This window comes from Rhodococcus aetherivorans, assembly GCF_011058165.1.
In the GTDB taxonomy this organism is placed as follows: domain Bacteria; phylum Actinomycetota; class Actinomycetes; order Mycobacteriales; family Mycobacteriaceae; genus Rhodococcus; species Rhodococcus aetherivorans.
In genome coordinates this window covers 17,125-36,190 of the sequence record NZ_JAALEG010000066.1, presented here as the reverse complement: position 1 = coordinate 36,190, position 19,066 = coordinate 17,125, and the positions used below count along the sequence as shown (strand labels likewise).

Sequence of the window (19,066 nt, the reverse complement as noted above, 5' to 3'; positions counted from 1 at the left end):
GCCATTCGGCGGCAGCGTCAGAGGTGTATAAGAGACAGCTTCCGAGAGGACCCCCATGACCGACATCCGCGAGAACTACATCGACGGCGCGTTCGTGCCCTCGACGGCCACGGAATCCCTGCCGCTGATCGACCCGGTCGACGAGTCCCTCGTGGGCTCGATCCCGGTGTCGACCGCCGCCGACGTCGACGCCGCGGTGGCGGCCGCGCAGCGCGCGTTCCGGAGCTGGGGCAGGACCACCCCCAAGGAACGCCAGGCGGCGCTGCTGAAGCTCGCCGACGCCCTCGAGGAGCACTGCGACGAACTCGTCGAGGCCGAGTGCCGCAACACCGGCCAGCCGAAGTCCATGATCGCGGACGAGGAGGTCAAGGTCGGCGCGGATCAGCTGCGCTTCTTCGCCGGCGCGGCCCGCCTGCTCGAGGGCAAGGCGGCCGGTGAGTACATGGAGGGCCACACCTCCTACGTGCGGCGCGAGCCGATCGGTGTGGTCGGCCAGGTCACGCCGTGGAACTACCCGCTGATGATGGCGCTGTGGAAGATCGGTCCCGCGCTCGCCGCCGGCAACACGATCGTGCTCAAGCCCAGCGACACCACCCCGGACAGCACGCTGGTGCTGGCCCGCCTGACCCAGGGCATCCTGCCCGACGGTGTCTTCAACGTCGTGCTCGGCAACGCCGCCACCGGGGCCGCCCTCGTCGAACATCCCGCACTCGGCCTGGTGTCGATCACCGGCTCGGTCCGCGCCGGCATCGAGGTGGCGGTCTCCGCGGCCCGGCAGCTCAAGCGCGCCCACCTCGAACTCGGCGGCAAGGCCCCCGTCCTGGTGTTCGACGACGCCGACGTGGCCAAGACCGCCGAGGCCGTCGCGGCGGCCGCCTTCTTCAACGGTGGCCAGGACTGCACGGCCGCCACCCGGGTACTGGTCCACGAGTCCGTCCACGACGATCTCGTCGACGCGCTGGCGCGGCAGGCCGAGCAGCTGCGACCGGGCCGGCCCGACGACCCCGACGCCTTCTACGGCCCGCTCAACAACGCCCAGCACTTCCAGCGCGTCACCGACAAGATCGCCGCCCTGCCCGCCTCGGCGACGATCGTCACCGGCGGCACGCGCGCCGGCGAGAAGGGCTTCTTCTTCGAGCCGACGATCGTCACCGGCGTGGACCAGCACGACCCCATCGTGCAGGACGAGACGTTCGGCCCGATTCTGACGGTGCAGTCCTTCGCCACCGAGGACGAGGCCGTCGCCCTGGCCAACGACGTCCGCTATGGGCTCGCCGCGAGCGTGTGGACCCGCGACCACGGGCGCACCCAGCGCCTGTCCGCCGCGCTGGACTTCGGGGCGGTGTGGATCAACTGCCACATCCCGCTCGTCGCGGAGATGCCGCACGGCGGGTTCAAGCACTCCGGCTACGGCAAGGACCTCTCCGCCTACAGCGTCGAGGACTACACCCGCATCAAGCACGTGATGAGCACCCACGACTGACCTTCCGCGGCCCCACCGCGCCGTCGCCGGAGCCGGCATCACCCCGGCTCCGGCTTCCCTACCGGATCGGATTCCCATGAGACTGGTTGTCGGATACCTCGCCACCCCCAGCGGCGCGGACGGGCTGGCGCTCGGCGTCCAGCTGGCCCGCAGCCTGGGCGCCGAACTCGACATCTGTATGGTCCTGCCCCCGGATCGCCCGGTGCCCTCCCGGGCACCCACCGAGCCCGGGTACGAGGACGTCCTCGCCGGAACGGGCGAAGCGTGGCTCGCCCAGGCGGCGGCCACGGTGCCCGACGACGTGCGGGCACATACCCACCTGAGCTTTCACGAGTCCTTCGCGCAGGGCCTGCTCGACGAGGTGGCGCGGCTCGGCGCCCGCGCCGTCGTCGTCGGTGCCGCGGGCGACGGGCTCCTCGGCCGGCACTCCATCGGCACGGTGTCGTCCGAGCTGTTGCATTCCGCGCCCGTGCCGCTGGCCCTGGCACCGCGGGGATTCCGGCACTCCGCCGCCCCCCGGATCCGCGAGGTCACGTGCGCACTGGGCACCCGCACCGGAGCGGACGTCCTGCTCCGGACCGCGGTGCGCGCCTGCGAGCACATGCGCACGCCGCTGCGGCTCGTCTCGCTCGTCGCGTTCGATCCGCACGGGGTCGGGCGCGGCGCACATCCGTCCCACGAGCACGTGCTCGAAGCGGCGCGGGCACATGCCCGGTGCGTCCTGGACACCGCACGCGCCCAGCTCCCCGACGACTTCCCGGTCGCCTCCCTCGTCGCGGACGGTGCGACCGTCGAATCGGCGGTGGCCACGCTGGAGTGGCGCGACGGCGACGTGGTGATGGTCGGCTCGAGCCGGCTCGCCCAGCCGCACCGGCTCTTCCTGGGTTCGACGGCAGCGAAGATGCTGCGGGTCGTTCCGGTGCCCATGGTCGTCGTTCCCGCCCACGACCCCGAGAACAGTGAGTAGGCCCGCCATGACGAATTCGCTTCCTCCCACCCGGGTTCGAGAGGCCGACCCGGTGATCACCCCCGGCGACGGCGTCGTGCCGAAGGGCCTGGCCGCCGGCAGGATCGGCACGTTCGCCGGCGCCGTCCTGGGCATCTCGTCCGTCGCGCCGGGCTACACGCTGACGGCGAGCATCGGCCTGATCGTCGCGGCCGTCGGGCTGAAGATGCCGGCGATCTTCATCGCCGGGTTCATCCCGATGTTCCTCACGGCGTACGCCTATCGCGAACTCAATTCCGAATCACCGGACTGCGGGGCGTCGTTCACGTGGTCGACGAAGGCCTTCGGCCCGTACGTCGGGTGGATGTGCGGCTGGGGCATGGTGATCGCGACGATCATCGTGCTGTCCAACCTGGCCGCGATCGCCGTCCAGTTCTTCTACCTGTTCCTCGCCCGCATCACCGGAGACTCCGCGATCGCAGATCTTCCCGGGAACAAGTTCGTCAACGTGGGCACCACCCTGGTGTTCATCGCGATCGCGACATGGATCGCGAGCCGCGGCATCACCACGAGCGAACGCGTCCAGTACGCGCTCGTCGGCTTCCAGATGGTGCTCCTGCTCGCGTTCGCGGTCGCGGCACTCGTGCACGTCGGCGCGGGCGACGCGCCCGCCGGGCTGTCGCTCGACGCCGCCTGGTTCGACCCCTTCCACGGGCTTGCGATCGGCGCCTTCGTGATCGGCGTGACCGGTTCGATCTTCGCGTTCTGGGGGTGGGACACGTGCCTCACCCTCGGGGAGGAGTCCCGGGACCCCAAGAAGACCCCGGGCCGGGCCGGCCTGTTGTGCGTGGCGACGATCCTGCTGACCTACCTGCTGGTGTCGGTCGCGGCGATGATGTATGCCGGTGTCGGTACGACGGGTCTCGGGCTGGGCAATCCCGACAACTCCGAGAACATCTTCGGCGCCCTCGCCGATCCCGTCCTGGGCCAGTGGGGTGGTCTGCTGCTCTTCCTCGCCATCTTCGTCTCGTCGGTGGCGAGCCTGCAGACCACCTTCCTGCCGGCGGCGCGGACGATGCTCGCGATGGGTGCCTACGGCGCGTTCCCGCGCCGGCTGGCCGCGGTGCATCCCCGCTTTCTTGTGCCCTCGTACGCGACGGTCGTCGCGGGGGTCGTCACCGCGGTGTTCTACGCCGGCGTGACGTTCCTGTCCGAACGCACCCTCCTGGACACCATCGCCGCGCTGGGCATCATGATCTGCTGGTACTACGGGATCACCGCGTTCGCGTGCGTGTGGTACTTCCGCGGACGTCTGTTCACCAGTGCCCGCAACGCCGTGTTCCGGTTCGTCTTCCCCCTGTCGGGCGGGATAATGCTCGCCGCTGTCTTCGCGATCTCGGTGGGCGAGAGCATGAATCCCGACAACGGCAGCGGCGCCGAGATCGGCGGCGTCGGGCTGGTGTTCTTCCTCGGCTTCGGCATCCTGCTGCTCGGCGCGGTCCTGATGCTGGTGATGCGGGTGCGCAATCCGCAGTTCTTCCGCGGGGAGACCCTCACGCGCAGCACCGCCGCGCTCACCGGGGAGACGGACGTGTTCACCACCGACCGCGGTTGAACCCGGACCGCACCGACCACCGCGCCGACGCCGGCCGGGCCGTTCAGGCCCCGGCCGGCGTCTGGGCGACCAGGCCGGCCACCAGTGCGCGCAGGCCGAATTCGAAGGCGGCGTCGGCCCGTTGCGGATTCGGGCAGGCGGTCTGCAGCGCGGCGCGCATCGCGTCGCCGGTTTCGGGGACGTTCGCCCACACCACCTCGGGCGCGGCGAGGTCGAGCGCCGAGCCGAGGACGAAGCTGTCCACGGTGGTGATGGCATGCAGCACGTGCGCGGGCGTGAATCCGGCATCCGTGAAGGCCTGCGCGAGAGCGTTGTAGAGCCCGAACGCGACCGGCGACTGCACGGTCTGCGCGGTGAACAACGGGATCAGCCGCGGATGCGCGGCGTAGGCGCGACGGTACTCGCGGGCGAGGCCGGCGACCGTCTCGGACCAGTCGCCGGCCGGTTCGCCCACGACGATGGTGGACATGATGCGCGCCCGCATGGCCTCGACGATCTCGGCGCGTCCCGACACGTGGTTGTACAGCGACGACGGCCGCACCTTCAGCCGCTCGGCCAATCCCGGCATGGTGAAGTCGCCCGCCGTATCCACCATGTGAATCGCTGCGTCCGTGATGATCTCGGGCGACAGCAGCCGCTTCGGCGGTCGTGGCATACGAATACTCCTCGAAATCGTCGTGGGCTCTTGCCCGGGACGCGCTCGTCCACCATACTTAACGAATCAAATTCGTTTTATCCCCCCGGATCGAGCCGAGGACTTCCCATGCTCACTATCACCGCCACCACGCCGCCCGACTCGCTGTGCCGGGTCGACGCCCCCGATCGGCCGCCGCTGCGCGTCGGACTGGTTCAGCACCGCTGGCACGACGACGAGCGGGCGTTGCACGCCGAACTCACCGAGGGCATCGCCCGCGCCGCCGGACTCGGCGCGCGCGTCGTGTTCCTGCCCGAACTCACGTTGAGCCGCTACCCGGCCGACACGCCCGGCGGCGCCGACGCCGCCCGGACCGCCGAGGACCTGCGGACCGGCCCGACCGTCGCCTTCGCCGCGGCCGCCGCGTCCGCCCACGGTGTGTTCGTACACGCGTCCCTCTACGAACGCGCCGACGCACCCGACGGCCTCGGCTACAACACCGCCGTCCTCGTCTCCCCCGCCGGCGAACCGGTGGCCCGGACCCGGAAACTGCACATCCCCGTGACCGCCGGATACTACGAGGACACCTACTTCCGGGGCGGTCCGGCCGGTGACCCGTATCCCGTCCACACCCCCGACGGCCTCGACGGCGCCCGCATCGGCATGCCGACCTGCTGGGACGAGTGGTTCCCGGAGGTGGCGCGGGCGTACTCGCTCGCCGGGGCCGAGATCCTGGTCTACCCGACGGCGATCGGCTCCGAGCCCGACCACCCCGAGTTCGACACCCGCCCGCTGTGGCAGCAGGTGATCGTCGGAAACGGCATCGCCAACGGCACGTTCATGATCGTGCCGAACCGGCACGGCTGCGAGGGAGCCATCACCTTCTACGGCTCCTCGTTCATCTCCGATCCCTACGGGCGCATCCTGGTGCAAGCTCCGCGCGACGAATCCGCCGTGCTGGTGGCCGATCTCGACCTCGCGCAGCGCCGGGACTGGTTGTCGCTGTTCCCGTTCCTGAGCACCCGCCGCCCGGACACCTACGGCTCGCTGACCGCACCGGTGGACGCGCACGCACCCTTCGGAGCCACGCGATGACCTGGCGCATGCCCGCGGAGAGCGAACCGCACGCGCGCACGTGGATGGCCTTCCCCACCGAGGGATATTCGCTGGGCGACAACGCGGAGGAGCACCACGAGGCCCGCGCCACGTGGGCCGCGGTCGCGCACGCCGTCGCAGAGTTCGAACCGGTCACCGTGGTGGCCGATCCCGGCCAGGTCGACGCGGCCCGCCGGTACCTGTCCCGCGACGTGGAACTCGTCGAGGCCCCGCTGAACGACGCCTGGATGCGCGACATCGGGCCGACCTTCGTCCTCGACGACGACGGCCGGTGCGGCGGGGTCGACTGGGTGTTCAACGGCTGGGGCGCGCAGGACTGGGCCCGGTGGGACCACGACGCCCGGATCGCGTCGTTCGTCCTCGAGCGGGCCGGCGTGGAACGGGTCGCGTCGACACTCGTCAACGAGGGCGGTGGCATGCAGGTGGACGGTCTCGGCACCGTCCTGCTCACCGAGACCGTCCAGCTCGACCCCGGGCGCAACCCGCACCTCGACAAGGCCGCGGTCGAAGCGGAACTGCGGCGCACCATCGGCGCGACCTGCGCGATCTGGCTCCCGCGCGGGCTGACGCGGGACCAGGAGCGCTACGGCACCCGCGGTCACGTCGACATCGTCGCCGCGATCGCGTCCCCGGGTGTGGTCCTCGTCCACGACCAGCGCAACCGGGACCACCCGGATTTCGACGTCACCGCGCTGATCGTCGAGCGGCTGCAGCACACGGCGGACGTGCGCGGCGAGCCGTGGCGCATCGTCCGGGTGCCGGCCCCGGCGACGGTCCGCGACGACGAGGGCTGGGTGGATTACAGCTACATCAACCACTACGTCGTCAATGGTGGGGTGATCGCCTGCCGCTTCGGCGACCCCGCCGACGACGAGGCCGCGGAGATCCTGGCGGCCGCGTATCCCGGCCGTCGCGTCGTGGGAGTGGAGGCCCGGCCGCTCTTCCGCCGCGGCGGCGGCATCCACTGCATCACCCAGCATCAGCCGCGGTGAGGACGCCCGTCTTCGCCGGCACGGCCCTGTGTCGGCGAAGACGGTCCCCGTGACCCGACCTCGCCTCTACTGTGTCCTTGTGCCCGGCGTCCTCGTGCCCGGCGATGCCGCCGGTGGCCGACGGCGCGGGCGGGAGGTCCCTGTGACGGAGGAACGCTTCGACCCCGTGACGGAGGAACGCTTCGCCGCCGTGACGGAGGAACGCTTCGACCCCGTGACGGGCGAACGCGCCCGCGAGGAGCGCATCGTCGGCTCGGTCGTCGATTCGACCGGCATCTCGCGGGCGAAGGTGTTTCCCGGACACAGGCTTACGTCGTTCGTCGAGTCGGGCGCGGGCGCGTCGCCGAGCTGGGCGGTCTTCTGCGTCGACGACCACCTGGCGTTCACGCCGTCACTGTCGGTGACGGGCGATCTTCGGCTGCGGATCGACCGCGACCGGCTCCGGCCCGTCGGGGACGGCGTCCGGTGGGCGCCGGCCGGCCTGTACGAGCAGGACGGGACGCGGTCACCGTTGTGCACGCGCGCAGCGCTCGAACGCGTCGTCGAGGAGCTCGCCGCGGCCGGCGTGCAGGCCCGGGCAGGGCACGAGATCGAGTTCACGCTCTTCGACGGCGGGCGCAGCGAATGGTCCGCATACGGTCTCGGTGCCGTCCTCGGGCGGGACCCGTTCGTCGCGGATCTGTTGCACGCGGCCGCGCAGGCGGGTCTGGGCATCGACCAGATTCACGCCGAGGCGGGCGCGCAGCAGTTCGAACTCTCCCTGTCTCCGGCAGCCCCCGTGGAGTCGGTCGACAACCTGGTGCTCGCACGCATCCTGATCAGCCGCACCGCCCGGCGGCACGGTCTGCGGGCGTCGTTCTCCCCCGTCCCCGTCGTCGGCGGGGCGGGCAACGGGGCCCACGTCCACGTGTCCTTCACCCGCGAGGGGCGGCCGCTCCTGTCCGGCGGCGACGGCCCGCACGGGGTGACTGCGGCGGGCGGCAGCGTCGTCGCCGGCATCGTGCGCGCGCTGCCCGAGTTCGGGGCGGTCCTCACCGGGTCCGTGCTCTCGCATCTGCGGCTGCAGCCGGGCATGTGGTCCGGCGCGTGGTGCTGCTGGGGGCTCGAGAACCGTGAGGCCGCGCTGCGGCTGTGCGCGCTCACGCCCGGGAGCCCCTACGGCGCCCACCTCGAGGTCAAGCCCGTGGACCCGTCGGCCAACCCCTACCTCGCCGGCGCGGCGATCCTCGGGGCGGCCCACGCCGGTCTCACCGACGCACTCCCGGTTCCGCCGGAGATCCCGGTCGATCCGGGCCGGATGACCGATGCCGAACGCGCCGAACTCGGGGTCCGCGTCCTGCCGACGGACCCCGACGGCGTGCTCGCCGCGCTCGGGTCCTCCGGCCTCGCGCAGCGCCTGTTCGGACCGTCGATCATGGAGGCCCTGCTCGCCGTGAAACGCTACGAGTTCGGGGAGTACCGCTCGCGGCCGCCCGCCGAACTCGCGGAACGGTTCCGCTTCGCGTGGACCGACTGACCGTGTCGCGACGATCGAGGTAACGGACGTCTCCGAATCGGCGATTCACGGCCGTCGGCAATGGAGAGAACGGACGGCCATGCACAACCTCGAGTCGGTGGACCCCCAGGCGATCACACAGCCCATCGCACAGGTGCTCACGCCGGGCGATTCCGCGGTGGAGCCGGTCCGCCCGCCGGCGTCCCGGCACGCGGCGGCCGCCCACTCCGCCCCGCCCGCCGCCGAGGTCCGGCGCGTCAAGCGGCTCACCTACGGCGACGAACCCCGCCGACGGTCGTTGCGGCCGGATTTCTGGTCGATCGTCGGCGCGCTCGCGCTCGTGCTGGCGATCGCGTTCGTCGTCGTCGCGCTGCTCGTCGCGGGGAACCGGCCCCAGCCGTCGTACCGGCCGAACTACGCGCCGTCCGGCCTGGGCGCCGCGCTGGTGCCCGCCGCAGCGGTGGTGTGACGGCCCGCGGCCTGCCCTTTTCCCGCTGAGCGGGATCGCCGCACCCCTGCGGGCCCGCCGGGGCTGGAGCATCGACCTGCTGACCGAGGAGGACAGGAGTGGATTCGATGAGTGAGTTCGAAGGCCGGGTCGCGCTGATCACGGGCGGGGCGCGGGGCCAGGGCCGCAGCCACGCGGTGGCGCTGGCCGAGCGCGGCGCCGACATCGTGCTGTGCGACCGGTGCGCCGACAGCCCGGTGGTGCCGTACCCGCTGGCCACGGAGGCGGATCTGGAGGAGACCGCGGCGGCGGTGCGCGCCACCGGGCGCCGGTGCCTGACCGCGAAGCTGGACACCGCGGACCGCCCGGCAATGGACGAACTCGTGGCGCAGGCGCACGCCGAGTTCGGGCGGATCGACATCGCGGTGGCGAACGCGGGCGTGTCGGTGGCCGCCCCGATCCAGGCGATGACCGAGGCGCAGTGGGCGGAGGCGATCGGCTCGAATCTGACCGGTGTCTTCAACACCGTCGGTGCGGTGGCGCCCGGCATGGTCGCGCGCGGCTACGGGCGGATCGTGACGATCTCGTCGATGCTCGGCCGCGCGGGCAACACCAACATGGCGGCGTACAGCGCATCGAAGTGGGGCGTGATCGGCCTGACCAAGAGCGCCGCGCTGGATCTGGCGCCGCACGGTGTCACGGTGAATGCGATTGCCCCCGGGAACATCTCGACACCGATGATCCACAACGACTTCCTCTACGGCCTGATGCGCCCGGATCTCGAGCATCCCGGCGCCGACGACGTGGCCCCGATCTTCCAGAGCCTGCACGCGCAGCCGGTGCCGTGGCTCGAACCGGCGGAGATCACCCGCGTGGTGCTGTTCTTCGCCGCCGAGGCGAGCGCCCACATCAGCGGCACCGTGCTGCCGGTCGACGCCGGCAACGCCGGACGGGTCACCGGATAGGCGCCTGCGGCGCCGGTGCGTCCTTTGGGCCGCCAGGGCAGCCCAAAGGACGCACCGGGGGCGTCAGCCCCAGCGCGACTGGCCGCCGTCGAGGGGGATCGTCGCGCCGGTGAGATACCCCGCATCCTCGCCGACTAGGAAGACCACCGCCCGCCCGATGTCGGTCTCGGGGTCGCCGATGCGGCGCAACGGGATTCCCGCGCGGAACTCCTCCGCCTCCTCCGGGTTGCGCGCCATCCAGGCCTCGAGTCCCGGCGACATCGCGTGTGGTGCAATGGCGTTGACGCGGATCCCGTCGACTCCCCACTCGCAGGCCGCGGCGCGGGTCAGCGACCGCATGCCCTCCTTGATCGACCCGTAGACGCCGTAGTTGCTCGCGTCCCAGCGGACCGCCGCCGACGTGACGAGGTTGACGATCGAGCCGCCCCCGCGCTCCTTCATCACCGGGTAGCAGGCCCGCATCAGCCGCAGCGTCGCGAGCGGGCCGGTGGCGAAGGACCGCTCGTACTCGGCGTCGGTGAACGACAGCAGCGGGCCGGGCCGGCAGTCGTTGGCGTTGTTGACCAGGATGTCCACGCCGCCGAAATGCGTCACGGTGCGCTGCACCGCCGCGTCGACGTCGTCGGCGCTGCTCACGTCGCAGCGCAACGCCAGCGCCTTGCCGCCGAGTTCCTCGATCGCCTCGGCCGTCGCGACCACCTTGGATTCGGTGCGGCCGGCGGCCGCGATGTGCACCCCCTCCTTGGCGAGCGCGAGGGCGATGCCCCGTCCGATCCCCTGTCCCGCGCCCGTGATGAGCGCGACCTTGCCGTCCAGCTTGCCCATGTGTCCCTGCTCCCGGTTCTCTCGCCACTACGGAAATCCTGGTGCCCCAGGCGTCCCGTCCACTATCCTTGACCAAGCACTTGCTTGTCCACGTCGGTTCCCGCTCGCGTCCACGAAAGGCGCGCGACTGCAAGCAGTCTCGAACCGACCCGAGTTCCAGAAAGGTAGCCACGTGCACCTTCCCAATCCCGTCGACCACACCGGACGCGCCGTGATCGTCACCGGCGGCACCAAGGGCATCGGCTTCGTCGTCGCCGAACACTTCCTCGCCGCGGGCGCCGACGTCCTGGTATGCGCCCGCAACGAGCCCGGGTCCCTGCCCTCGGCCGGCGGGCGGAGCGCGGCGTTCCGGGCCGTCGACGTGCGCGACCCCGCCGACGTGGCCGCCCTGGTCGAGGACGCCGTCGCCCGGTTCGGCCGGCTCGACGTGCTGGTCAACAATGCCGGCGGGTCACCGGACTCCGACGCCGCCACCGTCTCCCCGCGCTTCGTGGAGAAGATCGTCGCGCTGAACCTGCTCGCCCCGTTCTACGCGGCGCAGGCGGCCAACCGGGTGATGCAGGAGCGGCCCGGGGGCGGCTCGATCATCAACATCGGCAGCGTCTCGGCACACGATCCGCAGCCCGGCACCGCCGCGTACACCGCCGCAAAGGCCGGCCTGCTGGGCCTGACCAAGGCCCTCGCCCTCGAATGGGCACCGAAGGTGCGGGTCAACCACATCACCACCGGCCTGATCCGCACCGAGGCCGCGGCCTCGGTCTACGGCGACGACGGCGGCGCCGCGGTGACCCGCACCCTGCCGATGGAGCGGATGGCCGTCCCGTCGGACATCGCGCGCGCCTGCCTGTTCCTCGGCAGCGACCTCGCGTCCTACGTCAACGGCGCCGACCTGGCGGTCCACGGCGGCGGCGAGTACCCGGCCCGCTACATGGCCCTGCACGGCAAGTGACGCGTGGACCGGTGCCCGGCAGCCGGGCACCGGTCCACGACCTCACGCGAACGACGCGCGCGCCCCCGAGATCACGGCCTGCCCGTCCGCGGCCACCTCGAACACGGCGTCGTCGCGTCCGCCCCACACCCGCAGCACGGCGACGTCGCCGGGGAACACCGGCGCCGCGAAGCGGCCCTGCAGTTCGGTCAGGTCCGCCGGATGCGCCCCGAGGAGCCGGGCCAGGGGCAGGGTCACCGCCGCCAGGGTGCACAGCCCGTGCATGATCGGGCGCGGCTGACCGATCCGCGCGGCCGCCTCCGGATCGATGTGGATGTGGTGCCGGTCGCCGGTGAGCCGGTACAGCGCGGCCTGGTTCGCGGCCGTGGCCAGTTCCCCGGTCAGCTCCGGCTCGCCCTGCGGCGCCGCCGGCTTCGACGGGCCGCGCTCGCCCCCGAAACCACCCGCGCCGGGCGCGAAGATCGACCACGTCGCGACGAAGTACTCGCACTCGACGCGGACCTCGAACACGGCCGCGGCCCCCTTGTCCCACACCTCGCCCACCGACGCCCGCAGCTCCACCTCACCGCGACGCGGCAGCGGGGCCAGCACGGTCAGCTCCTGCGAGCCGTGCAGCGCCGTCGTCGTGTCGAACGCGCCGCGCGAGCCCAGCTCGTCCGGTGCCCACTGGGCCAGGGTCAGCGCGAACGTCGGCAGCACCCGCAGCCGGTCCTCGAGCACCAGGTCCAGGTCGGTGGCGGGCTGGGCGCCGACGGCGAGCGCGTAGAGGATCGCGTCGCGCTCGTCGTAGGCCACCGTGCGGGTGCCCAGGTCGGCTCCGCGCCACGCGCCGGCCTTCTGCTCCACTGCCGTCATTGTCGAATCCTTCCGGGATCAGGCGGCACCGAGGATCAGTCCGGACGTGGGAACCGCGGTTCCCGCCGTGACGATCACGTTCTCGACGCCGTCGGGTTGATTGGTGGAGGTGCCGCGCACCAGGCGGACCGCCTCGGCGATGCCGTTGACACCGTGCAGATACGCCTCGCCGACCTGGCCGCCGTGGGTGTTGCTCGGCAGCCGGCCCCCGATCTCGAGGTTGCCCTCGCGGACGAAGTCCCTGGCCTCGCCGACGCCACAGAAGCCGAGTTCCTCGAGCTGCGGCAGCACCAGCGGGGTGAAGTGGTCGTAGAGGATCGCCGCGTCGATGTGGTCCGGACTCAGTCCGCTCTGGCCGTAGAGCTGGCGGCCCACCAGTCCCATCTCGGGGACGCCGGTGATGTCCGGACGGTAGTAGCTGGTCATCATGTGCTGGTCCTTACCGGAGCCCTGCGCGGCGCCCTTGACGAGCACGGGCCGGTGCCGCAGGTCCCGGGCGCGTTCCGCCGAGACGACGACGAGGGCCTGACCGCCGTCGGTCTCCTGGCAGCAGTCGAGCAGGTGCAGCGGCTCGGCGATCCACCGCGAGTTCTGATGGTCCGCGAGCGTGATGGGCTTGCCGTGGAACCACGCGGCCGGATTGTTCGCGGCGTGCTTGCGGGCGACGACGGCAACCCGACCGAAATCCTCACTCGTGGCACCGTACTGGTGCATGTAGCGGCGGGCGAACATCGCGACCCACTGAGCGGGCGTCGCCAGCCCCTGCGGGGTCAGCCACGCGTAGGCGGCGCGGTCGGCGGTCGAATCCATCGGCCGGTCGTGCTGGCCGAGACCGAACCGGATACCGGAACGTTCGTTGAACGCGCGGTAGACCACGACGACCTCGGCGACGCCCGTCGCGACGGCCATCGCGGCCTGCTGCACCGTCGCGCACGCCGCCCCGCCGCCGTAGCCGATGCGGGAGAAGAACTTCAGTTCCCCGAGCCCGCAGTTGCGGGCGACGAGGATCTCGCCGTTGGTCTCCATCGTGTAGGTGGCCAGTCCGTCGACCTCGGACGGGTCGATGCCGGCGTCGGCCAGCGCGGCGACGACGGCCTCGCACGCGAGCTGCAGCTCCGAGCGGCCGGACTTCTTGGAGAACTCGGTGGCGCCGATGCCGACGATCGCGGCGGCACCGGAGAGCGGGCTGGTCATCGGGTTCCTCCCGGCCGGTCGGTGAAGGCGATCGTGACAGTGCCGGTGGCGTGGTCGCCGAGGCTGTTGGCGCCGCGGACGCGGACCTCGACGAGGCCGTCGGACTTGCCGACCACCTCGCCGGTAATCGTCATGGTGTCCCCGGGGTAGTTCGGTGCGCCCAGACGGATCTTCACCCGCCGCACGACGGCGCACGGACCGGACCAGTCCGTGACGAACCGGCCCACCAGCCCGTTGCTGGTGAGGATGTTCATGAACACGTCCTTCGAACCGCGCTCGCGCGCCAGCTCGGGGTCGTGGTGGACATCCTGGAAGTCGCGGGTCGCGAGGGCGGTCGCGACGATCAGTGTGCGGGTGAGCGGGATCGCGAGTTCGGGCAGTGCCTCGCCGATCTCGATGTCGTCGTAGCTGCGGCCCGTGGACACGGTGGCGGTCACGCGACCACCTCGACGCCGGCGGCGAGCTGGGCGCCCAGGCGCGCCAGATCCGACGCGGAGCCACCGAGGGTGGCGCCGATCTGCTTGCCCCACAACAAGTGCCGATGCACCGGATAGTCGGTGTCGACGCCCATGCCGCCGTGCACGTGCGTGGTGCGGTGCACGACGCGCTGGCCGCCGTCGGTGGCCCACCACTTCGCGACGAGCACCGAGGTGCCGGGGTCCTGTCCCTCGGCGAGCAGCCACGCGGCCTGCCACAGCGTCACGCGCATCGCCTCGAGGTCGATGTAGCAGTCGGCCAGCTGGTGGCCCACGGCCTGGAACGTCGCGAGCGGACGTCCGAACTGCATGCGCCCGTTGAGGTAGGTGACGGCCTGCTGGACGGCACCCGAGCCGACACCGAGCTGGATCGCGGCGAGCGCGAGCTCGACGCGGTCGAGCAGCCACTGCGCGGCGGTGCCGTCCGTGGGCCCGAGCAGCTCGGCGGGAGCCGAGTCGAACGTGACGTTGCCGCAGATCTCCCAGGTGGTCGAGTGCGTCTGCCCGACGGAGACGCCCGCGCCGGCGAGATCGACGACGAACAGCGCGGCACCGGCCGGGGTGGTGGCCGAGACGATCGCGCGGGACGCGACGTGGGTGACGGGGACGACGGCCTTCGCACCGGTCAGGGCCCACCGGCCGCCGGCCTCCGTGGCGGTGGTCTGCGGGTCACCGGGGACGTAGGGGCCGAACTCCTCGAGACCGATCGTCAGGAACCGGCTGCCGTCGGCGACACCCGGCACCAGCGCGGTGCGCTGGTCGTCGGTGCCGAACTCGGCGACGGCGAGCGCGGCGAGCACCGACTGCCAGATCGGCACCGGCGCCACGTGCCGGCCCTGCTGCTCGAGCAGGACGTACAGCTCCGCCAGGCCGAGCCCACCGCCGCCGAGGTCTTCGGGCAGCGCGACGCCGAGCAGACCCGTCGTGGCCAGCTCCCGCCACAGCTGCCGGTCGATGCGCTCGTCGCTCAGCTCGACCTGCTTGACCCGATCGATGCCGGCCTTGCCGGTGAAGACCTCGTGCGCGAGGCCGCGAATCGCTTCCTGCTCTTCGCTGAAGTTGAAATCCATCTACGAATCCTTCCGTGCGGCCGGCCGGAACGCGGGCAGCGTCAACTCGGGGTCGGCGTCGATCCAGTCCAGTTCCACCGCCATGCCGATCTCGACCTCGTGCGGTTCTACACCGGTCATGTTCGCGATCAGCCGGGTGCCCTCCTCGAGTTCGATCGTCGCGACGACGAGCGGGTACTCGAACCCGGGGATCCGCGGGTGGTGGTTGACGACGAAGCTGTAGACGGTGCCGCGGCCCGACGCGTCGACGGTGTCCCACTCGAGGGAACGACACCGCCCGCACATCGGCCCGGTCGGATGCCGCAGCGTGCCGCACGCCGCGCAACGCTGGATCACCAGGCGGTGCTCCCTGGCCGCCTCGAACCAGAAGGCGTTGTCGGCGTTGATCGCCGGACGCGGGCGCAGACCCTTCGGGACGGTGGATTCCGAGCCGGGCGAGCTCTCGCGCTTCGGCTCCGGCTGCGCCGTGTCCTTCGGCCGGAAGCGCAGGGTGCGCCAGCGCTGGGTGGCGACGACCGCGCCGTCCCCGTTGCGGTACGTCTTGAGGGTGGTCACGAAGTGACCCGCGCCGAGCCCGGTCCTCTTCTCCTCGGAGATCGATTCGATCACCTCGGTGAGCGAAACACGTTCGCCGGGGCGCAGTTCGACGAAGAACTCGAAGTCCGAGTCCGTCGCGACGACGGACGTGAAGCCGGCGTCGTCGAGCGTGGCGATCAGGTCGGTCCACACCGGCGACGGGTCGTTGTTCGCCATCTTGTCGGTAAAGGTGCGCATCGTCCACACCTGCGTCATGAGCGCGGGCGCGACGGCACCGTCGCGGCCGGTGGCGCGGGCGGCGGCGTCGTCGAGGTAGATCGGGCTGGTGTCGCCCATCGTCTCGACCCAGTGCCGGATCATCGGGGTGTTGACCGCGTCAGGGCCCCACGTCGTCGGCGTCAGGGTCTGCCCCTCGAACGCCCTCAGCCTGGTCAGCAGTTCGCTCACTTGACCCTCTTCTCCCGCACCAGGCCCAGGCCCATCGTGCCGACCATGTCGCGCAGGACCTCGTTGACACCGCCGCCGAACGTGTTGACCATGCCCTGACGGGAGATCTGCTCGATCTGTCCGGCGAGCACGGCTCCCGGCGACTCGGGGCGGATCCGGCCGGCGGCCCCGAGAATGCCCAGCAGCGTCCGGTACACGTCGACGTGCGTCTCCGTGCCGTACACCTTGGTCGCGCCCGCGTCGGCACCGGAGAGGGTGTCGGCCGCGACGGCGGCGGTCATCTTCCAGTTCAGCAGCCGCATCGCCTCGAGCTTGGCGTGGGTGCGAGCGAACTCCTGCTGCACCCAGGAAATCTCGATGGCGCCGTTCTCCTTCGCCCAGTCCAGCACCTGCTGCCACAGCCCGTAGGTGCGGCCGCCGATCGCGGCGAGGCCGATGCGTTCGTGGTTGAGCTGCGCGGTGATCAGCGGCCAGCCGCCGCCGACCTCGCCGACGACGTCCCGGTCCGGGATTCGGATACCGCTGTAGTAGGTGGCGGTGACCGAGAGACCCCCGACGGTGTGGATCGGCGACCACGAGAACCCGGGCGCGTCGGTCGGCACGATGAGGATCGAGATGCCCTTGTGCTTCGGGACGTCCGGGTCGGTGCGGCACGCGAGCCACACGTAGTCGGCCGTGTTCGCGCCCGAGGTGAAGATCTTGTTGCCGTCGACCACCCACTCGTCGCCGTCGCGCACCGCGCGGGTCTTCAGCGACGCCAGGTCGGTGCCGGCCTCCGGTTCGGTGTAGCCGATCGCGAAGACGATGTCGCCGGAGAGGATGCCGGGCAGGAAGCGGTCCTTCTGTTCCTGCGTGCCGTATTTCATCAGGGTCGGCCCGACGGTGTTCACGGTGACGAACGGGAAGGGCAGGCCCGCCCGCTGCACCTCGTCGAAGAACACGAACTGTTCCTCGATGGAGCGGCCCTGCCCGCCGTACTCCGTGGGCCAGCCGATCCCCAGCCAGCCGTCCTTGCCGAGCAGCGTGACGACCTCGCGGAAGTGCTCGCCGCCCACCCCCTGCTCACCGGCACGGCGGCGCTTGTCCTCCGGCAGCAGCGACGCGAAGTAGGCGCGCAGCTCCTTCCTGAGCGCGACCTGCTCCGGGGATTCCTTCAGATCCATCGCGATTCTCCTAGCGACCGAATGTCGTTGTGACCTCGGACGCTAGTCAGCGTTGCCGTCGGCCGGGCGGAGCATCTCGGCCAGCGGGAACCGGCCCGGCGTCAGACCCGGCCGAGGCGTTCGGCGCAGGCGGCCATCTCGTCGAGGACCTGGCTCAGCGATCCGGCCTTCGGCGAGGCCGACAGCACCATCCGCCCGGCCCCCAGCTTCCGGGCCCGGTCCATCCGCGCCTCGTCCAGCCGCGGCAGGGTCGCCCCCAAGACCAGCTCGACGGTGCCGGGATCGCGGCCCGCCGCCTCGGCGGCGCGGCGCATCCGCCCGATCGCGCGGTCGAGGTCCTCCCCCGCCAGGCCGAGCGGCTGGAACCCGTCGCCGAGCCGGCCGGCCCGCCGCGCGGCGGCCGCGCTGTGCCCACCGATGTACAGCGGCACCCCGGTCTCGCGGTGCGGTTTCGGCCAGCTGTGGGCGCCGCGGAAGGTGAAGAACTCGCCGTCGAAGTCCACCCCGGCCGGACCGGTGCCGGCCCACAGGGCCCGCATCACCGCGATCGCCTCGTCGGCGATCTTCCCGCGACGGTCGAAGTCGCCGCCGCACGCCTCGATCTCCTCCCGCATCCAGCCCAGTCCCAGGCAGATCCGGACCCGGCCGCGGGCGAGCCGGTCGAGGGTGGCCAGGCGTTTGGCCAGGACCACGGGATGGTGGTTGGGCAGCACCAGCACCCCGGTCGCGAGCCCGAGGTCGGTGGTGGCGCCGGCGACGAACGACAGCAGCTCGAGCGGGTCGGGCAGGTCGCAGTCGTCGGGCAGGTGCGACTTGCCGGTCGGCGCATACGGGTACGCGCTGCCCGTGTTCGCGACGACGACGGAATGCTCGACGGCGGAGATCTCGTCGAAACCCAGTTTCTCGGCGGCGCGGGCGAATTCGAGGATCCACTCGGGTTCCCCGCTCTGCTCCAGCTCGACCGGCACCACCACACCCAGCTTCACGTGACGTCCGTCCTCTCGTTCCGCCGCTCCACCGCGGAAGCGGACATCCTCTCGATCAGCGTCGGCGCCCATACGACCTTGCCCAGCAACCGGTCCGCGTCGGGCACCGTCGCCAGCCACACCGCGGCGTCGGCGGGCACCGTCGCCGGCACCGCGTCGAACCCGGCGTCCTCCACCGCGCGGGTGCCGCCCCGGGCCCGCCCCGACTCGGTGACGACGAAACCCGGACTGAGGTTGAACGCCCGGACACCGCGGGCGCGGTACTCGGCGTTGATCATCCCGGCGACCCGCGCGAACGCGGCCTTCGACGCCGCGTACGACAGACCCCAGCCGCCCTCCCCCGGCGGCGCGGGCGGATCGATCGCGGCCGACCCGGACACGAGGTCGATCACGACGCCGCCGCCGCGGGCGAGCATGGCCGGCAGCACCGTCTGGATCAGCGCCAGCTGGTGCAGGTAGTTGCCCTCCACCATGGCGGCGGCGTCGGCGAGATCGATGTCGAGGAGCCGGTCCATGTTGCCGCTCGTCTGTGCGTAGGCGTTGTTGACGAGCACGTCGATCCGGCCCCACACGTCCAGCACACGGCGGCCCGCGGCCCGCACGGAGTCGACGTCGAGCAGGTCCATCGGGACGGGCAGTGCCCGCACCCCGAGCGATTCGATCGCCGCCGCGGTGGTCTCGAGACTGCCGGGGACGGCGATCGGCTCGTCGCCGTCGCGGCGGGTGCGCGGAGGCACCGTGCCCCGGCCCTCGCGGACCGTGCGGGCGGTGACCGCGACGTCGAAGCCGGCCCGGGCGAACGCGAGGGCGGTCTCGCGCCCGATGCCGCGGCTGGCACCGGTGACGAGGGCGACGCGGGTGTCCGGCATC

Annotated in this window: 19 protein-coding genes; 9 read left to right on the top strand and 10 right to left on the bottom strand. The window is 71.6% G+C overall.

Annotated features, from left to right (window positions below; genetic code table 11):
• Positions 1-55: 55 nt before the first annotated feature.
• From G6039_RS22045 to G6039_RS22035, 3 genes are all read left to right on the top strand, one after another.
• Positions 56-1,483 carry a gamma-aminobutyraldehyde dehydrogenase gene (locus tag G6039_RS22045; RefSeq protein WP_006935190.1) on the top strand — a complete coding sequence of 476 codons (1,428 nt, stop codon included), beginning with the start codon at positions 56-58 and terminating at the stop codon, positions 1,481-1,483.
• Between the two features lie 76 nt (positions 1,484-1,559).
• Positions 1,560-2,450: a universal stress protein gene (locus G6039_RS22040; protein WP_043798536.1), complete on the top strand. Its 891-nt coding sequence runs from the start codon at positions 1,560-1,562 to the stop codon at positions 2,448-2,450.
• Positions 2,451-2,457: 7 nt separating this feature from the next.
• Positions 2,458-4,044: an APC family permease gene (locus tag G6039_RS22035; RefSeq protein ID WP_043798538.1), complete on the top strand. Its 1,587-nt coding sequence runs from the start codon at positions 2,458-2,460 to the stop codon at positions 4,042-4,044.
• A 43-nt stretch (positions 4,045-4,087) separates the two neighbouring features.
• On the opposite strand, the gene G6039_RS22030 is transcribed toward G6039_RS22035, so the two are convergent.
• On the bottom strand, positions 4,088-4,699 hold the full coding sequence (locus G6039_RS22030; protein ID WP_006935187.1) for a TetR/AcrR family transcriptional regulator C-terminal domain-containing protein: 612 nt from the start codon (positions 4,697-4,699) through the stop codon (positions 4,088-4,090).
• A gap of 108 nt (positions 4,700-4,807) precedes the next feature.
• Here G6039_RS22030 and G6039_RS22025 point away from each other — a divergent pair, with 108 nt between their 5' ends.
• From G6039_RS22025 to G6039_RS22005, 5 genes are all read left to right on the top strand, one after another.
• The gene (locus tag G6039_RS22025) at positions 4,808-5,773 is read left to right on the top strand and encodes a nitrilase-related carbon-nitrogen hydrolase (protein ID WP_043798540.1); all 966 of its coding nucleotides are present in this window, start codon (positions 4,808-4,810) and stop codon (positions 5,771-5,773) included.
• Positions 5,770-6,786, top strand: coding sequence for an agmatine deiminase family protein (locus G6039_RS22020; RefSeq protein ID WP_043798542.1), 1,017 nt, complete (start codon positions 5,770-5,772; stop codon positions 6,784-6,786). Before G6039_RS22025 ends, G6039_RS22020 begins: the two co-directional genes overlap by 4 nt.
• A 190-nt stretch (positions 6,787-6,976) precedes the next feature.
• Positions 6,977-8,302, top strand: a complete 1,326-nt coding sequence (locus G6039_RS22015; RefSeq protein WP_051446024.1) for a type I glutamate--ammonia ligase — start codon at positions 6,977-6,979, stop codon at positions 8,300-8,302.
• 79 nt (positions 8,303-8,381) lie between these two features.
• On the top strand, positions 8,382-8,750 hold the full coding sequence (locus G6039_RS22010) for a hypothetical protein (RefSeq protein ID WP_043798543.1): 369 nt from the start codon (positions 8,382-8,384) through the stop codon (positions 8,748-8,750).
• Between the two features lie 107 nt (positions 8,751-8,857).
• Positions 8,858-9,694, top strand: a complete 837-nt coding sequence (locus G6039_RS22005; protein ID WP_043798722.1) for a mycofactocin-coupled SDR family oxidoreductase — start codon at positions 8,858-8,860, stop codon at positions 9,692-9,694.
• Between the two features lie 63 nt (positions 9,695-9,757).
• Here G6039_RS22005 and G6039_RS22000 read toward each other — a convergent pair whose 3' ends face one another.
• Positions 9,758-10,519, bottom strand: coding sequence for an SDR family NAD(P)-dependent oxidoreductase (locus G6039_RS22000; RefSeq protein ID WP_006935179.1), 762 nt, complete (start codon positions 10,517-10,519; stop codon positions 9,758-9,760).
• A 172-nt stretch (positions 10,520-10,691) separates the two neighbouring features.
• On the opposite strand from G6039_RS22000, the gene G6039_RS21995 reads away from it, so the two are divergent.
• On the top strand, positions 10,692-11,468 hold the full coding sequence (locus G6039_RS21995) for an SDR family oxidoreductase (RefSeq protein ID WP_043798546.1): 777 nt from the start codon (positions 10,692-10,694) through the stop codon (positions 11,466-11,468).
• 42 nt (positions 11,469-11,510) lie between these two features.
• Here the strand turns inward: G6039_RS21995 and G6039_RS21990 are convergent, their stop codons facing one another.
• The 8 genes from G6039_RS21990 to G6039_RS21955 all read right to left on the bottom strand — a co-directional run bounded on the left by G6039_RS21990 (position 11,511) and on the right by G6039_RS21955 (position 19,065).
• Positions 11,511-12,323, bottom strand: coding sequence for a MaoC/PaaZ C-terminal domain-containing protein (locus tag G6039_RS21990; protein ID WP_043798549.1), 813 nt, complete (start codon positions 12,321-12,323; stop codon positions 11,511-11,513).
• A gap of 18 nt (positions 12,324-12,341) precedes the next feature.
• A complete protein-coding gene (locus tag G6039_RS21985) occupies positions 12,342-13,517 on the bottom strand; it encodes a lipid-transfer protein (protein ID WP_043798551.1) in 1,176 nt (391 codons plus the stop codon).
• Positions 13,514-13,954, bottom strand: coding sequence for a MaoC family dehydratase (locus G6039_RS21980; protein ID WP_043798554.1), 441 nt, complete (start codon positions 13,952-13,954; stop codon positions 13,514-13,516). The genes G6039_RS21985 and G6039_RS21980 overlap by 4 nt, the downstream gene beginning before the upstream one ends.
• Complete coding sequence (locus G6039_RS21975) at positions 13,951-15,063, bottom strand: acyl-CoA dehydrogenase family protein (protein ID WP_043798557.1); 1,113 nt, start codon at positions 15,061-15,063, stop codon at positions 13,951-13,953. The genes G6039_RS21980 and G6039_RS21975 overlap by 4 nt, the downstream gene beginning before the upstream one ends.
• The gene (locus G6039_RS21970; RefSeq protein WP_043798559.1) at positions 15,064-16,047 is read right to left on the bottom strand and encodes a bifunctional MaoC family dehydratase N-terminal/OB-fold nucleic acid binding domain-containing protein; all 984 of its coding nucleotides are present in this window, start codon (positions 16,045-16,047) and stop codon (positions 15,064-15,066) included.
• Positions 16,044-17,210, bottom strand: coding sequence for an acyl-CoA dehydrogenase family protein (locus G6039_RS21965; protein ID WP_043798562.1), 1,167 nt, complete (start codon positions 17,208-17,210; stop codon positions 16,044-16,046). Before G6039_RS21965 ends, G6039_RS21970 begins: the two co-directional genes overlap by 4 nt.
• A gap of 101 nt (positions 17,211-17,311) precedes the next feature.
• Positions 17,312-18,196 carry an LLM class F420-dependent oxidoreductase gene (locus G6039_RS21960; protein WP_043798566.1) on the bottom strand — a complete coding sequence of 295 codons (885 nt, stop codon included), beginning with the start codon at positions 18,194-18,196 and terminating at the stop codon, positions 17,312-17,314.
• Positions 18,193-19,065, bottom strand: a complete 873-nt coding sequence (locus tag G6039_RS21955) for an SDR family NAD(P)-dependent oxidoreductase (protein WP_006935160.1) — start codon at positions 19,063-19,065, stop codon at positions 18,193-18,195. Before G6039_RS21955 ends, G6039_RS21960 begins: the two co-directional genes overlap by 4 nt.
• Position 19,066 lies beyond the last annotated feature (1 nt).